This window comes from Pseudanabaena biceps PCC 7429, assembly GCF_000332215.1.
GTDB lineage: Bacteria > Cyanobacteriota > Cyanobacteriia > Pseudanabaenales > Pseudanabaenaceae > Pseudanabaena > Pseudanabaena biceps.
The window spans coordinates 1-15,637 of sequence record NZ_ALWB01000085.1 but is presented as its reverse complement, the minus strand read 5'-3'; the positions used below and the strand labels follow the sequence as shown (position 1 = coordinate 15,637).

The following is a 15,637-nucleotide window of genomic DNA, read 5'->3' as shown; positions in this document are numbered from 1 at the left end:
ATCCTAAGTCAAGTGACCAAGGAAACTCTTGAAAGCGTTGCTTTTCAACGCTTTCAAAAATTTCCTTGGTTTGGGTTTGAGCGCAAAGAACTGTAAATGCATAATTGCTCAGTTTATGATGAAACATCTAAGTAGCTGGGCATAATTAGAACCTAACTTAGTTTTGAACTAAGACCGCAAGGAGTAATCTATTACAATGACCAAAGGCAGATTAGAGGCTTTTAGCGATGGCGTTATCGCCATTCTGATCACGATCATGGTGTTAGAGTTAAAAGTTCCCCATGAATCAACCTTAGAAGCATTACGCCCCTTAATTCCCATATTTCTGAGTTATGTACTTAGTTTTATCTACTTGGGAATCTATTGGAATAATCACCACCATATGTTACAAGCCGTGAGACAGGTTAATGGTGGAGTTTTATGGGCAAATATGCATTTGCTATTTTGGCTATCGCTGATCCCCTTTGTAACAGCATGGTCGGGCGAGAACTTGTTCTCTGCTGTACCAGTTGCACTCTATGGTCTGGTACTGATGATGTCAGCGATCGCTTATTACATTCTGAGCCGTCTATTGATCTCTCATCATGGGCAAGATTCGACATTGGCGATCGCCCTTGGCAAAGATTTCAAAGGTAAAATCTCAGTAGTGATTTATGCCCTAGCAATTCTGCTTTCTTTCCTAAACCCATGGCTCTCTCTAATGTTATATGTTGCCGTAGCAATTATGTGGTTAATTCCCGATCGCCGTATTGAACCCACATTCCGCTCGTAATGGAAGGGTAAAATAATTACCAAAAAGCAAAAAAAGGAGGTAGGTATTAATACAGAGATAAAAGTATCGAACCTAGATCATCTAGGGATCGTGGCAGGAATCATTGATGAGATGGGAATCGAGAAAGAAATAAACATGATAATCGGGAGAAGCTCAAGAGAAAAAGTAAGCGCAGGGATAATCGTCAAAGCGATGCTACTGAATGGCTTAGGATTTGTATCAGCACCCCTGTATATGTTTGGCAAATTCTTTGAAGGAAAAGCAACCGAGCACTTATTGGGGGAAGGAATAACAGCCGAGCAAATCAACGATGACCGCATCGGACAAGTACTAGATGATTTACATGAAGCAGGACTAAGTGAGACATTTTTAGGAATCAGCCTGAAAGCAGTAGCAAAATATGAAATCAAGGTAGAAACAGGACATATAGACTCCACCTCATTTCATGTAGATGGGGAATATGGCAGAGAGGAAGAAGGGAGTATCGAAATCACCCATGGATATTCCCGGGACCATCGACCCGACCTGAAGCAATTTATGATGAACCTGATCTGTGTAGGAGATGGAGACATCCCCGTGATGATGGAAGTGGTAAGTGGGAATCAAGCCGATAAAGCAAGATTTGCAGGATTATTACAAGAATTCAAGGAACAGTGGACATTTGAGGGAATATGCGTAGGCGATGCAGCGCTATACAGTGAAGAAAATCTGGTAGCAATGACAGGGCTAAAATGGCTAACCAGAGTACCATTAAGCATCAAAGCCGCCAGTGAAATGGTGTCAAGCACAACTAACCTCCAAGAAAGTAAATTTAAGGGATATAGTACAGCCGAATCTGTGAGTGAGTATGGTGGGGTAAGGCAACGATGGATATTAGTTGACAGTCAAGCAAGACGTAAGTCAGACATCAAAAAATTAGACAAAAAGCTTGAGCAAATTCAGCAAAACTGTCATCAAGAGTTACAGGTTTTGGCGAGACAGGATTTTGCCTGTGCTGCTGACGCGATCGCTGCTGCTGAAAAATTATCAACCCAGATGAAATGGCACCAACTCGACCATATTCAGACAGTAGAAAAACCCCATTATGCCAAACGGGGTAAGCCACAACCTGATGCTATACCTACCAGTATTAGTTATCGGATTACCGCGACGGTAATTCCTATAGATTCAGAAATCTTGGCTCAGCGACAGCGCTGTGGCAGGTTTATTTTAGCCACGAATATTCTCGAACCCTTACAATTCACAGCTGATGATGCTTTACGGGAATACAAGGCTCAGCAGGCTACTGAGCGTGGTTTTCGTTTCCTCAAAGATCCTTTGTTTTTTACTTCCAGTGTTTTTCTCAAGTCTGCTAAACGCATTGAGGCTTTGGGCATGATTATGGTGCTTTGCTTGCTCGTTTATAATTTAGCCCAACGTCAACTCAGACTTGCCTTAGCTATCGCTCAAGATACTATTCCTAATCAATTGGGTAAACCCACTAATTCTCCAACTTTGCGTTGGATTTTTCAATGTTTTATGGCGGTTCATTTAGTTTCTTTTCAGGGACTCTCTCAAGTTGTTAATTTGTCTACTCTTCGCCTTCATATTTTAAAATTCTTTTCTTCTGCCTGCCAACGCTACTATCTCCTCCCTGAGCCTCTTTCCTAATTGTTTTTCCACTTCCATTACGAGCGGAATATGGGTTTTAATTTTCTCTGCATCCTTATCCGAAATTATTAGATCAAACTCGACTTCAAGAGCAGACACATAAAGCCCAGCATCGAAATGATCGTACACATTGATATCAGAAAACTTGATATCAGGACTTAATTCATATATAGGGATGCCAATTTGAGAAATGAGTATCGAGATTGAAGTTACAGCTATAGGTATAAAAGGCTCAGAAAAGTTCTGGCAAGCCCACCTCTCGATAGCATCAGCATCAGTCAAGAAAGGTTGTTCTCGGTCCATTTTCCAACCAAGGATAAATACAATCGAACAGCCAAAGATTAAAGCGGGGATTGAAATAATAAGTCCCATTAGAAAACTTCGTTTTTCATTCTTAAGGATTAATTTAAGTGATTCCTAACTTAGTGTTGCAAAACAATTACAGACTCAAACTTTACGAAGATAAGCTACCGCAGAACCTACTCTAAGTCAAACGCGATCGCATCAACAATCGATCTTCTAAAGGCGATCGCTAGTAATGTGAGTCGTGATTTTTAGGCGATCGTATCAACAATCGATCTTCTAAAGGCGATCGCTATTATTGTGAGTTATGAGTTCTAGGCGATCACCTCAATTATCTATCTACTAAAGGTTTGCGGTATTGCGATCGCTTTAAAATATTGTCATAGCTAAAGGTTGCTGACTTTCGCCATCTTTAAGGCTCACTCCATTCTTCCAAAGTTCATATTCGCTAATATCAATATCTTCATTCCAAACCAAACCATAACCACCAGACTCAATCTTAAAGTTTTTGAAAAAGCTAGGATTTCGTAATGGAGCAAACATTTCTTTACCTAATAAATGAGAGATATCATACTTCTTAAATTCATTTTGGCTAAACTCAATCAATAAAGTGTGATCGTCAATGGCTTGAGCAGAAACAATTTTAGGTGGTTTCATAGAAAGCGTCTTAGTTACTTTAAAGGTGGTAGCTTACAAAAATCTTGGGTATTCCACATATTTAGCAGTTCATTTTGATACAGCTTAGCCCATTCTATTACTAACTTTTCCGCCCGACTTGGTAAATCTCCTTCAATGATTTCCAGAGATTCGATACTAATCAAAGCGTTGAACTCGCCATAAATTGCATGAAAATGTGGTGGTGGATGATCTCCAAAAAAGACCTTGATAGTTATCCCGTAAAACCTTGTTACTTCTGGCATACAGACTCCTCAACTCTTCTTATATTCTAGCTGAATTAATTTTTGCTTAACCTATACAAGCCCTAATGATGATGCAACCAAATGCCCACAGGCAAAGCCCGAAAATGCCACAGCATTTAAACCTTGTCCAGGGAAAGTACTATCACCGACACAATATAAATCGGGAATCGAAGTCCGATTAAAAGGCATTCCCAAAAGCCCTAGAGGCTTACCCGTAGGAATTGGTCCATAGGTTCCATCTGCACGACCGAGGAAGCGACGATGACTGCGGGGTGTACCCACTTCTTGATAGTCGAGGCAATCTTCTAGTTTAGGGAAAACTGCTAAGAGGCGATCGCATAATTTTCTCGCCGCTTCATTTTTCTTCGCTTCATATTCTGAAGCAGATAAATCTTCCCATTCGCTCATCCAGCTAGGCGTGAAAGTATGCACAATATGATAGCCTTCAGGTGCAAGGGAGCGATCGAGTAGCGTCGGAATCGATACAAAAATTGTGCCTTGTTCATTCTGCATATCGTTCCAATCTTCGAGCAAAATATGGTGACAGGCAGCATCATCGGGAATTGCGGCAGCCTCGACACCGAGATGTAAACTCAGGAAACTAGGGGATTTTTGATAACGCGATTGCCATCCCTTTTCGCCATTGGGTAAAGGCTCATCCTTGAGTAAGTTTCCAAAAGTATCCCAACGTGTGGCATTGGAAACTACTTTTTTAGCATAGAGAACTTCCCCATTCGCCAGTTTGACCCCGATCGCACTTTTACCAGACTTTGCTTTGGGAATGATCTGGGTAACTCTTGCCCCATAGCGAATTTCTCCTCCTGCTTTGTCTAAACCTTCAGCCAGTTTTTCGGCAATCTTGCCCACGCCACCGACGGGATAGTTAATACCGCCATAATGGCGATCGCTAAACACCATCCCTGCATTAATCGCTGGTGTGCGATCGGCGGGAACCACTGACCAGCAATAGCATTCCATATCAATGAATTGCAACAACTCAGGATCGCGTATATATCTTTTAGCGATATCTCCTGCGTTTTGGGGCAGATAAGCAGCTAAACCCAGACAAGCAAGGGGATTCTGGAAAAATACGCGCATCAAGTAGCGCCATTCTTCTAGAGAAAGCAACTCGATCGCATTTAAGCAATTAAAAATCTTCCAACATTCATCGTAGAACTTACGAATCCCCTCACGCTCATGGGGAAAGCGATCGCCTAATTCTTGTAGAAATTTTTCATAATCTCGATGCACTTCGATTTCCAGATTATTCGGCAAATGGTAATGGATCTGCACAGGGTCGGGAATCGTCTCCATCTTCATATTCACCGCCGCCAACGCACGGGTGAGGAGATTTGTCGTACCGCGATCGCCAAAGCCAAAAATCATCGATGCGCCCACATCAAAGCGGTAGCCATTGCGCTCAAAGTAGCCACCACTACCCCCCGCAATCAAATAGCTTTCAAGGACAATTACGCTTGCCCCCTTCGCCGCCAATTGCGTTGCGGTGACTAAACCGCCAATCCCTGAGCCAATTACAATTACATCCGCATCGAGTGTTTGCGCCATTACATTTCTTAGTCAAAACCTATCTTCAACTATATATTGCTTTGCACTTCAAATGGGCATTTCATTGACAAGACAATGCAAATGCATTACTTTTGGTACAGCATTAACCGTCAAAAATTGCTATGACTGTAATACTAGCTCCATGTTCAGAATCTACGCTTACCGATCGCTATCAGACCACAATTCCTGATCCGATCCGTAAAGCTCTGGGCTTAAATAAACGCGATAAAATTTTCTATACCATTGAGCCAGATGGTCGAGTCGTGATTTCGCGTGCTGACCAAACCGAGAACGATCCCATCATTGGGCAATTTCTGGATTTTCTAGCTCATGATATTGAGAAAAATCCTCAGCACTTACAAGCTTTAAATTCTGATTTGGTAAATCATGTTCAGTCGCTGGTCGCTGACATTGATCTTAATCTAGATATACCGCTATCGGATGAGGATGAATAAATTTGTCTACCCATCAACCGCTAGTCATCAATGGATGGAACATATTTGCTCATCCTCTATTTTTGAATCAGTTTGAAGAACTTCTAAAACAAGTCGAAGAATTACGCCAGAAGTATCCCAATGATTACAAGCAGAAAAATGCCGCAAAGCGCCTAGCCGCGATCGCCAAATTAGCATTTGAGGTAATTCCTCAAGACCCCACTCGCAACGAATATCGCCAAGGTACAACCCTTGGCAATGAGTATAAGCATTGGTTTAGAGCTAAGTTTTTTCAGCAGTACCGACTATTTTTTCGATATCACCTTGACAGCAAAATTATTGTTTTCGCTTGGGTAAATGATGAGGGCTCTAAGCGAGCCTATGAAAGTAATACAGATGCATATCGAGTTTTCAAGAAGATGCTCGAAAGTGGACATCCTCCAGATGATTGGAATGATCTACTCAAAGAATCAAAAGATGCAACTCATCGTCTAGAAAGGTTAGATAGAGAAATCAATTGATATCCAAAAATTGTAGAGTTGTCACAATAAACTTGAAACGATTTGCTGAAACAACTAACAAAGCACTTATAAAATATTCAGTTTTAAGATTGGATAAGGACTAGTGACGCAGACAATTAAGTAAAAAGCTAATGGCGTTATCTGCTTGTGTACTATCTCTTTTATTGGCATTATGTATTTTTGTACAACTTGCTTTATTGAAAAGAGATTACCTTTACTTATTAGGTTTTTCATAGACTTTTCCTCCTTGACTATTATGTGACTGTAGGCTTTTCGCTTTTTGTATCGATTTAAGCTTGAGATAATCAATAATCGGTGTAGGTATAGGATTTTTACTATGAGCTTGCGTCACGAAGTACTTCCCCTCAGAGAGGCTTTTGGAAACTTAGAAGCAAAAAGTTTGGTTCTTAAACATTCCTATCAACATATTAGCACAAACTTATATTTTTCAGGATTGTGATGCCATTTGATGGTTGCGATAACTATACCCTTTGTCTGCTAATCTGAGAAATGGTATCTAACATACAAAAATTGCATCATGGCCGATCGCCAAATCCTGCTTGACTTTGAAAAGCCCATCGTTGAACTAGAAAACCGTATCGCCCAAATCCGCGAGCTCGCGAATGAAAACGATGTCGATATGGTCGAGCAGATTAGCCTTTTAGAGCAACGTGCGGAGCTTTTGCGACGTGAAATATTTTCAGGCTTAGGCGCAATGCAACGGATGCAGATCGCGAGGCATCCCCGTCGTCCTAGCACCCTTGACTATGTGCAAGCTATTACCGATGAGTGGATGGAGTTGCATGGCGATCGCCGAGGTAATGACGATCCTGCCTTAGTTGGTGGACTAGCCCGCATTAGCGATCGCCCAGTGGTAATTTTGGGGCATCAAAAGGGGCGCGATACCAAAGACAACATGACCCGCAATTTTGGGATGGCATCCCCTGGAGGCTACCGTAAGGCGGCACGTCTGATGGATCATGCCCATCGGTTTAACTTGCCGATTATCACCCTGATCGATACTCCTGGAGCATACCCTGGGGTTTCGGCGGAGGAGCAGGGACAAGGTGAAGCGATCGCTGCAAATTTACGCCAGATGTTTGGGCTAAACGTACCAATTATTTGCACGGTAATTGGAGAAGGCGGCTCGGGTGGAGCCTTGGGGATCGGCATTGGCGATCACATTATGATGTTTGAGAATTCCGTCTATACGGTTGCGACACCTGAGGCTTGTGCGGCGATCCTTTGGCGCGATTCGGCAAAGGCGGGTAAGGCAGCCGAAGCTTTAAAAATTACCGCCCCCGATCTATTGCGCTTGGGGATCGTTGACTATGTGATCAGCGAACCTTTAGGTGGGGCGCATCGATCGCCTCTGAAGTCTGCGGAAAATCTGAAGGCGGCACTTGTGGAAAATCTTGATCGCTTAAGTAAGTTGCCAGTCGAGGAGTTGCGAGAGCTACGCTATCAAAAATTCCGCAAGATGGGCGTATTTCTAGAGTCGTAGTGGGGTTCATAAATTTAATAGGTATATATTAGTAGGTATATAATTGAGGCGATCGCACTTGACTTAAAATGGCGCACGCTTCTTTTCGCTTTCGGTGGCAATGGATTGCCAGTGGAATTGGCATCCTCCTGCTCATCAGTATTGTCGGAATTGCGCTCCACGCTGTGACACGCCTTTCCTCCATCCTGTCGCCACTCTCCGAACCTACCTGCTGCCAACACCCAGCGGATCCACACTTGCCTGTGCGTGATGTCCAACTAACTACCACAGATCGCCTGTCGCTCACCTGCTGGTATCTGCCATCGCATAATCGTGCGGCTGTCATCCTAATGCATGGTGAAGGGGGCAATCGCACGGCGATGCTGCCTCACATCGCCATGTTGACGCAACAGGGTTACGGAGTCTTAATTTGCGATCGACGAGCCCATGGTGCAAGTAGCGGTTCACAACGATCTTGGGGCTGGCTGGATGTCACAGATATTGCACCCATGCTGAACTATCTCCAACACCAGCCTGATGTTGATCCGCAGCGTATCGGAGTATTCGGGTTTTCGATGGGTGCCCAAATTGCGTTGCGGGCTGCGACCCAGTATCCTGCGATTCATGGGGTCGTTGCTGATGGGGCAACTCCCGCCACCGTGGGCGATCTCTTTCCACCAGTAGCTGTGACGGATTGGCCGCGTAGCGCGATCGATTGGCTTGATAACTGGTTTGTGGATCGTTTTTTAGAGCGAACATTACATATTCCCCTCCCTATGTCTGTGGTCGATTCCCTCGCGCACCGTCCTGCCATTCCGCTCTTGCTGATTGCTACTGGACAAACAGGACATGGGCGTGAACTACGCCAAGTGAAGTGGTTTGCTGCTGTCGCTCGTAACCCAAAAGATGTGGATGTATGGGAACTTCCTGATGTTGGACATGGGGAAGGGCTTGCCAAGTATCCGAGTGAATATCGCCAACGAGTCATCCATTTTTTTGATCGTGCATTGTTATACTAATTCACAAAAGTGTTGTCACACTTTCGTGAATTAAAAACTAAACCTAGTAAGGGCTTTCAATTTACAGTGCTTTGCGCTCAAACCCAAACCAAGAAGATTTTTGAAAGCTTTGCGAAGCAAAGCTTTCAAAAATCTTCTTGTAGTTCGTTTGATCGATAATTGGTATTAGAAGTTCGGTTAAATACGGTTTTCCGCATCAAAAGCCTTTGGGGATATCGGTAAAAATATATTTAGATCTTTTTACCGATATGCTCAAAGGCATTGATTATGTTTAACCTTGGCGAACTTAACTCCAGTAACAATCTTTTACTTGATTACCTCAAGAAACAATCACCCGAGACATTAGCCACTGTCGCTCAGTCAGTAACACCAGAAGCGCAGCAGATTATCAATCAAAACATTCAAAATTTGCTAGGTATATTGCCCCCACCTCATTTCAATGTCAGTATCACCACTGACCGTGAAAACTTAGCAGGACTGATTGGCTCAGCGATGATGACAGGCTATTTTATTCGTCAAATGGAGACCAGAATGCAGTTAGATCATTCCCTATCCTCTGTGTCGAGTCCTGAATAAAAATACCAAATTAAGAAATGGCGTAGCCATTTCTTAATTTAAAAACCCTTACTAAGTTTAGTTTTCAATTCACGAAAATGTTGTCACATTTTCGTAAATTGATATAACGTCAGTTCGGGTTAAGCTGGCAAATTTTCAAAGCCCAAAAGTAAAAGCCTTGCATAGCAAGGCTTTTACTTTTGGGCTTTGAGAAAGGGTTTGCTACGCAAACCCTTTCTCAAGGCTCATTTCAAATTATCCAGAACTCACGTTACTTATGCTTCGAGTGAAAACGAATACCCAAGAACACATCGTACAAAAAGCCAGCTAGATCGGGCATCTTGAAAATCCCTAGGGTCTGTGGTGAGCCATTAGCATCGAGCAATGGCTTCATTTGATAGTAGGCACTCTCATAATAGTACCAAGGTACATTTGGCCATAAATGGTGAACTAAATGGTAATTCTGACCTAAAAGTAAGATATTGAGAAACTTACTGGGATAAACGCGAGCATTTTTCCAACGCGATCGCTCTACAAAAGGACGATGGGGAAGGTAATCAAAAAACAAGCCGAGCAAAAGTCCCATCACGGCCGCTGGAACAAACCAGAAGTTCATCATGTAGCCCAGAAATCCATAGTGATAGCCGACAAAAATCGTCGCTACCACGATCGATCTGCTGATCGCCCATTCCAACAATTCGTAATTACGCCACAGACGACGCTGGAAAAAGAAAACTTCATGATAGAAAAATCGCGCGGCAATCAACCACAATGGTCCACCCGTAGAAACAAAGTGATCTGGATCATCCTCTTCATCATTTACATGGGCATGGTGCTGCATATGGACGCGAGTAAATACGGGAAATACAAATCCTTGTAAGATAGCAGCAATATGTCCGATCGCCGCATTCACAATACGATTGGGGTGAGCGACATTATGACAGGCATCGTGGATGACGGTTCCCAATACATAGAGCGCCGAAAAATTACAAAGAAATACTAGCCAGTGTGCCCAGCCCCATACCCAATACCCTGTCGTTGATGCAGTTGCTAAAACAATTGAACCTAGTAGCAGTAGTATTGTTGGATTAAATCCCTGTGCTGCGCCCATCAGACCGATTGGAACAGTTAGGGCTCTGCCCTGCTGCTGCATTGTGTCACTCCTTTCTCAAATTTCCTATCTTTAACTATTTTCAACAAGCGGCTGTGCGCCATGAACTGAGAGCTATTGGCTTACAAGTTACATGAATCAAATATTTTTGATTGTTGCGTTTTATTACATTTTTTATTATCCTCTATGCTACCGATAATAGAGCGAGATTGCAACTTTGATTTTGAGGCAATAACAAATTTTTTGATGCTTTCTCCTAATCCCCGTGAATAATTGGTGCTGAGCGACTTTAGCGATCGCCACCAATGGTTAATTTTGTAATATCTATTTTTCTGACTTTCTGACGGAAGGGGAGAAGCTTGGTTTACTCAGAAATTTTACTCAGAAATTTTACTCAGAAATAAGGTTGGTGGATTTGGCGGTCTTGAGAATAGCGAAAAAACATATTTCTTAACAATTGCCTAGAATATATTTACTGATCGCCTCAACCTTGGATCTATGTACGCCTCTAATCCCGAATTAATTCTGATTGTTGATGATACGCCCGTTAATTTAGAAGTTATTTCTGATGCCCTGATTAATGCCAAATTTGAAGTCGCGATCGCTCTTAGTGCCGAACGCATGTTTAAACTGCTGCAAAGACAATCTCCCGATCTGATCTTGCTAGATGTAGAAATGCCAACAATGGATGGATTTGAAACTTGCCAGAAATTGAAATCCATGGAAAGTTGCAAGGAAATCCCCATAATTTTTATGACGGGGCTATCCGATACGGAAAGCAAGACAAGAGGGCTCGAATTAGGAGCTGTAGACTATATTACGAAACCTTTTCAGGAAGCTGAGGTATTGGCGCGCATCAAAAATCATTTACAACTACGGCGCTTAACAAAAAACTTAGGGCAGCAAGTATACCAACGCACGATCGAGCTGGAAAAGGCAAACCAACAACTTGCTGAATATTCTTACACTTTAGAACAAAAAGTCCAAAGGCGCACGCAGCAACTACGCCGTAACGAACAACAACTACTTTTTTTTGTAGAACATACGCCAGTAGGCGTTGCGATGTTAGATCGACAGATGCGCTATTTAGTCGCTAGTAAGCGATGGTTAAGCGATTATCAATTGGAATCTTTGCCGATTAGCTGCTCTCACTATGATGTTTTTCCAAACATCTCTCCGCATTGGCGAGATGCGTATCAAGCGGGGCTAGAGGGAATTGTGACGAGGAATGAAAAGGATCTTTATGTTCGCCCCGATGGAACTCAAGAATGGCTACGCTGGGAAGTTCGTCCTTGGTACGATGAAACTGACTCCATTGGCGGAATTATTATATTTGGGGAAATTATTACCGATCGCGTCTGTACCGAAATCGCTCTACAGGAACTCAACCAATCCTTAGAAACAAAAGTAAAGCAGCGGACAGAAAAACTCCAAGCCAGTGAGGAACATAATCGCGCCTTGATTTCCGCTATCCCCGATCTATTGCTGCGGGTAAGGCGCGATGGCACCTATATGCCGATGTTCTCTGCTGGTCAGTTAGATGTGGAACCCACCGATCACCCTCTTTATCAGGACTTACCCCTTGAACTGCAACAAAACAAGCTAAATGCCATTGAAAAGGCGATCGCTACCAATAGGTTACAGGTCTACGAGCAACAATTTATCAAGAATGGTCGCCAATATTATGAAGAAGTGCGGATTACACCTATTAGTCAGGAATATGTTTTACTGATGGTGAGAGATATTAGCGATCGCAAAATCGTAGAACAAAAACTGAAATCTGAGAGTTTAAGGTTGCAAGTTGCCCTAGAAGCGGCGGAAATGGGAACTTGGGAATCAAACTTGGACAAGGGTTACTGGTCTGAGCGCACAGAAGAAATCTTTGGCTTTGCTCCTGGTCAATTTTCTGGCGATCGGGAATCTTTTCTGAAGTTAGTTTATATTGAGGATCAAGAGCGGGTATTTAAAGCCCTGCACCATAGCTTTACCACCCATTCTCCATACAAAATCGAATATCGCATCAATTATCTTAATAGGGAAATTCGCTGGATTGCGGTAAGTGGGAAAGTCGTTGAGACCGAAGACGGCGAAGGTTTTCGGATCATTGGAGTCGCGATGGATATCACCGATCGTAAGCAATCAGATCTCGAAAGAGAAAAACTTTTACAAAATCTATCGCAGGTAAATAGTGAATTGGAACAGGCGAACCAACGATTGGCAGAATATTCACAAACCTTAGAAAATCGTGTAGAGGAGAGAACTGTCGCCCTAAAATCAGCCCAAGAGCGGATCATCGCTCAAGAAAAACTAGCTTCCCTTGGTACGCTTACGGCTGGCGTTGCCCATGAATTACGCAACCCTCTCAATTTTGTCAAAAATTACGCTGAAGGTTCTATCGAACTAGCGCAAGATCTTCTCGACGCGCTGCAACCGACGATGCAATCTGATGACCCTACATCTCAGGTTATAAAAGCTTTGATTGATGATTTGCAGGAAAACGCCAGCACCATCTGTCGTCATAGCCAACGCGCAGCCGAGATCATTACCAGTATGATGCAACATGCTCGCACCGATATTGACAATCACTGTACCCAATTCACCCAAATCAATGAATTACTTAAGGAAGCCATCAATTTGTCATTTCATAGTAAATTTACCAGCGATGATGACTTTTTAGTAACTCTTAATACTAACTACAGTCCCGATGTCGATATTGTGGAGGTAATTCCTACCAATCTCATCCGAGCTTTCATTAATTTAGTTGATAATGCCTGTGATGCAATTCGTTTAAAACTTTTGGAATTAACTAGAAATAATTTGCGGATTGACTCAGAATATAAACCGACCCTCACAGTTTCGACAAGAATGGTTAGCGATCGCGTAGAAATTCGCATACATGACAATGGATATGGTATCGCACCAGAAATCCTATCTAAAGTCCTCGATCCTTTTTTCACAACTAAACCCCCTGGAGCAGGGACAGGACTAGGGCTTTCTCTTACCCATGACATTATAGTTAAGCAACATCAAGGCTCCTTAGATATCGTTAGTAATTTAGGTGAATTTACTGAGGTTACGATCACCTTACCTCAATAATTGATCAACTAAAATATCCAGCAAATTCCCAAAGACCACAAGCTAAAATTTGCTAGAAATCTTCTTAAATTAATGTTTCCAACAGGATTTTAACTTTTATTTCAGATTAAAGTACTACGGAAGCTTGGTCATAGCAAAATAAGAGCTAATGGGATTGGCTTTAATTTTTATATCAGCCTGTGCTAAGGTGAAAACCGCTATAGTTGATGGGGGCTGTCGAAACTAATATTAATCGAGCCATGAAAAATAAATTAAATTTGGTTCTTGTGGTTGATGATGAGGTGGAAATCCAACGTCTCATGCAGCAGCGTTTTAGAAAAAGAATCCAAGCGGGTGAACTTAATTTTCAATTTGCTCAAAATGGGGTAGAAGCACTTCAGATATTGCAAAGCAGCGCAATTGATATGGTTCTAACAGATATCAGAATGCCAGAAATGGATGGGTTGACTCTACTTTCTAAGCTAGCCGAGATCGATCGCCCTCTCAAAGCTGTAGTGGTTTCCGCCTATGGGGACATGAAAAATATTCGGACAGCGATGAATCTTGGTGCTTTTGATTTTTTGACAAAGCCCATTAATTTTGAAGATATGGAGGTAACCATTAATAAAACGCTGACCTTCGTTCATCATTTGCAGCAGCAACAACAAAATCTGCAAGAAGCGCAGGAGCGGTTGCATAATTTAAGCTTTTACGATCAATTAACGGGAATTCCCAACCGTAACGGGCTGATCAAACAGGTTGCCCTCGGCATCGACTTTCAAAAATCTCATCAAAAAGACTTTGCCCTGTTGGTAATTGATATTGAGCGATATGCAATTATTAAATCTGGATTTGGTCACGCTGTGAGCGATCGCTTATTAGTTGAAGTTGCTCGTCGCTTAGAACAATGGAAGGCTCCCTCAAAAATATTAGCTCGCCTAGAAAATAACGAATTTGCTATTTTTTTCCAACCCCTAGAAAGTCTAGAAGTTGTAGAAGTATATATCAAAGAACTCCATCAATTGTTTGAATATCCCATTGAACTAGAGGAGATTAGCATATCCTCACTAATCCATATAGGCGTTGCCTTAAGCGATATTGTCTATGAGAAGGCTGAAGATCTGCTCCAAGCTGCAGATACAGCTAATAATTATGCTCGATATGGCTCTGGGACAAGAACAGTCTTTTTTCATCCAAGTATGCAGCAGACAGCTATACAGCGACTAAATCTAGAAGTGAACTTGCAAGAAGCGATTAAATCCGAGCAATTGCAAGTCCATTACCAACCTATTTTTGCCCTAAATTCAGTCAAGATTGTGGGCTTTGAAGCTTTAGTGAGATGGCAGCATCCAACCCAAGGGTGGATATCTCCCTTAAAATTCATTCCTCTAGCTGAAGAGACGGGACTGATTGTCTTACTTGGTAATTGGGTATTACTTGAGGCTTGTCAGCAGATGGGGCGATGGCAAAAAGAATTTGCGGATATCTGCCCTGATTATATAAGTGTTAATCTTTCGGGATTACAGTTAGTGAGCCCCACATTACTGCAAAATATTGATAAAAATCTGATGGACGCGGGCTTGAGTGGAGAGAATTTAGTTTTAGAAATTACCGAAACAGTTTTAATGGAAAATATCCGAGATGCGATCGATATTCTCCGAAATTTACGCGAACGGAAGATTGGGTTATCGATTGATGACTTTGGCACGGGTTACTCCTCACTATCCTATCTGCAATCATTACCTTTAACCGCCTTAAAAATTGATCGATCTTTTATTCAGAATATTGAAACGAATCAAACTAATCTAGAAATTACTGCCACGATTATTGGTTTAGCTAAGCGTTTGGGCTTAAAGGTGATAGCTGAAGGGTTAGAAACGGAATTACATATTGAGATTTTATCTTCTCTTGACTGTGACTACGGACAGGGATTTATCTTTTCCCGTCCGATGTCTGCAAATGCGGCGACGGAACTAATTGCGGCGCAATCTATTGATTATTAGTCAGACAATTGTGTTAAGCAACTAGGAATAAGACTGTGGCGCACGCTGCGCGTGCACCACAGTCTTTAATCTGGATTTTAATTATGCCCAGCTACTTAGGGCTTACTGAAAAAGCAAGAAAAGCATACAAGCAATGGTTTCCAAGGAGATCGAAAACTGATAAAATGCAAGAAAAGCAGGAAAAGCAAGTAAAACCCTTGCACAAATAAAATTTCATGTACCGAC

Annotated in this window: 14 protein-coding genes; 9 read left to right on the top strand and 5 right to left on the bottom strand. The window is 42.3% G+C overall.

Annotation, left to right across the window (positions count from 1 at the left end):
- Positions 1–196 precede the first annotated feature (196 nt).
- Positions 197–772, top strand: a complete 576-nt coding sequence (locus PSE7429_RS11165; protein WP_009627286.1) for a TMEM175 family protein — start codon at positions 197–199, stop codon at positions 770–772.
- A 45-nt stretch (positions 773–817) separates the two neighbouring features.
- A complete protein-coding gene (locus PSE7429_RS11160; protein ID WP_083888398.1) occupies positions 818–2,422 on the top strand; it encodes an IS1634 family transposase in 1,605 nt (534 codons plus the stop codon).
- On the opposite strand, the gene PSE7429_RS11155 is transcribed toward PSE7429_RS11160, so the two are convergent.
- From PSE7429_RS11155 to crtH, 4 genes are all read right to left on the bottom strand, one after another.
- Positions 2,363–2,794 carry an acyl carrier protein gene (locus PSE7429_RS11155; protein WP_009627284.1) on the bottom strand — a complete coding sequence of 144 codons (432 nt, stop codon included), beginning with the start codon at positions 2,792–2,794 and terminating at the stop codon, positions 2,363–2,365. The genes PSE7429_RS11160 and PSE7429_RS11155 overlap by 60 nt on opposite strands.
- Positions 2,795–3,094: 300 nt before the next feature.
- Positions 3,095–3,382 carry a DUF2442 domain-containing protein gene (locus PSE7429_RS11150; protein ID WP_009627283.1) on the bottom strand — a complete coding sequence of 96 codons (288 nt, stop codon included), beginning with the start codon at positions 3,380–3,382 and terminating at the stop codon, positions 3,095–3,097.
- 14 nt (positions 3,383–3,396) lie between these two features.
- A complete protein-coding gene (locus tag PSE7429_RS11145) occupies positions 3,397–3,645 on the bottom strand; it encodes a DUF4160 domain-containing protein (protein ID WP_009627282.1) in 249 nt (82 codons plus the stop codon).
- A gap of 51 nt (positions 3,646–3,696) precedes the next feature.
- Positions 3,697–5,211, bottom strand: coding sequence for a carotenoid isomerase (crtH, locus tag PSE7429_RS11140; protein ID WP_009627281.1), 1,515 nt, complete (start codon positions 5,209–5,211; stop codon positions 3,697–3,699).
- A gap of 122 nt (positions 5,212–5,333) precedes the next feature.
- Between crtH and PSE7429_RS11135 the strand changes: the two genes are divergently transcribed.
- The 5 genes from PSE7429_RS11135 (at position 5,334) to PSE7429_RS11115 (ending at position 9,244) form a co-directional block, all read left to right on the top strand.
- The gene (locus PSE7429_RS11135) at positions 5,334–5,666 is read left to right on the top strand and encodes a type II toxin-antitoxin system PrlF family antitoxin (RefSeq protein WP_009627280.1); all 333 of its coding nucleotides are present in this window, start codon (positions 5,334–5,336) and stop codon (positions 5,664–5,666) included.
- Positions 5,667–5,668: 2 nt separating this feature from the next.
- On the top strand, positions 5,669–6,166 hold the full coding sequence (locus PSE7429_RS11130) for a type II toxin-antitoxin system YhaV family toxin (protein WP_009627279.1): 498 nt from the start codon (positions 5,669–5,671) through the stop codon (positions 6,164–6,166).
- A gap of 538 nt (positions 6,167–6,704) precedes the next feature.
- Entirely contained in the window at positions 6,705–7,670 is a 966-nt protein-coding gene (locus tag PSE7429_RS11125) for an acetyl-CoA carboxylase carboxyltransferase subunit alpha (protein ID WP_009627277.1), read from the top strand.
- Positions 7,671–7,738: 68 nt separating this feature from the next.
- Positions 7,739–8,668 carry an alpha/beta hydrolase gene (locus tag PSE7429_RS11120; RefSeq protein WP_009627276.1) on the top strand — a complete coding sequence of 310 codons (930 nt, stop codon included), beginning with the start codon at positions 7,739–7,741 and terminating at the stop codon, positions 8,666–8,668.
- Between the two features lie 267 nt (positions 8,669–8,935).
- A complete protein-coding gene (locus PSE7429_RS11115) occupies positions 8,936–9,244 on the top strand; it encodes a DUF760 domain-containing protein (protein ID WP_009627275.1) in 309 nt (102 codons plus the stop codon).
- A gap of 250 nt (positions 9,245–9,494) precedes the next feature.
- On the opposite strand, the gene crtR is transcribed toward PSE7429_RS11115, so the two are convergent.
- Positions 9,495–10,376: a beta-carotene hydroxylase gene (crtR, locus tag PSE7429_RS11110; RefSeq protein ID WP_009627274.1), complete on the bottom strand. Its 882-nt coding sequence runs from the start codon at positions 10,374–10,376 to the stop codon at positions 9,495–9,497.
- A gap of 456 nt (positions 10,377–10,832) precedes the next feature.
- On the opposite strand from crtR, the gene PSE7429_RS23560 reads away from it, so the two are divergent.
- Both PSE7429_RS23560 and PSE7429_RS11100 read left to right on the top strand, forming a co-directional pair.
- On the top strand, positions 10,833–13,430 hold the full coding sequence (locus PSE7429_RS23560) for a response regulator (RefSeq protein ID WP_009627273.1): 2,598 nt from the start codon (positions 10,833–10,835) through the stop codon (positions 13,428–13,430).
- Between the two features lie 239 nt (positions 13,431–13,669).
- Positions 13,670–15,412: a putative bifunctional diguanylate cyclase/phosphodiesterase gene (locus PSE7429_RS11100; RefSeq protein WP_040688290.1), complete on the top strand. Its 1,743-nt coding sequence runs from the start codon at positions 13,670–13,672 to the stop codon at positions 15,410–15,412.
- The last annotated feature ends 225 nt before the right edge of the window (positions 15,413–15,637 follow it).

Bases quoted from the DNA above. Each gene is read 5' to 3' on its own strand.
- PSE7429_RS11100 (WP_040688290.1), top strand. From the start codon at position 13,670: ATGAAAAATAAATTAAATTTGGTTCTTGTGGTTGATGATGAGGTGGAA.
- PSE7429_RS11135 (WP_009627280.1), top strand. From the start codon at position 5,334: ATGACTGTAATACTAGCTCCATGTTCAGAATCTACGCTTACCGATCGC.
- PSE7429_RS11155 (WP_009627284.1), bottom strand. From the start codon at position 2,794: ATGGGACTTATTATTTCAATCCCCGCTTTAATCTTTGGCTGTTCGATT.
- PSE7429_RS11120 (WP_009627276.1), top strand. From the start codon at position 7,739: ATGGCGCACGCTTCTTTTCGCTTTCGGTGGCAATGGATTGCCAGTGGA.
- PSE7429_RS11165 (WP_009627286.1), top strand. From the start codon at position 197: ATGACCAAAGGCAGATTAGAGGCTTTTAGCGATGGCGTTATCGCCATT.
- PSE7429_RS11150 (WP_009627283.1), bottom strand. From the start codon at position 3,382: ATGAAACCACCTAAAATTGTTTCTGCTCAAGCCATTGACGATCACACT.
- PSE7429_RS11115 (WP_009627275.1), top strand. From the start codon at position 8,936: ATGTTTAACCTTGGCGAACTTAACTCCAGTAACAATCTTTTACTTGAT.
- crtH (WP_009627281.1), bottom strand. From the start codon at position 5,211: ATGGCGCAAACACTCGATGCGGATGTAATTGTAATTGGCTCAGGGATT.
- PSE7429_RS23560 (WP_009627273.1), top strand. From the start codon at position 10,833: ATGTACGCCTCTAATCCCGAATTAATTCTGATTGTTGATGATACGCCC.
- crtR (WP_009627274.1), bottom strand. From the start codon at position 10,376: ATGCAGCAGCAGGGCAGAGCCCTAACTGTTCCAATCGGTCTGATGGGC.
- PSE7429_RS11125 (WP_009627277.1), top strand. From the start codon at position 6,705: ATGGCCGATCGCCAAATCCTGCTTGACTTTGAAAAGCCCATCGTTGAA.
- PSE7429_RS11145 (WP_009627282.1), bottom strand. From the start codon at position 3,645: ATGCCAGAAGTAACAAGGTTTTACGGGATAACTATCAAGGTCTTTTTT.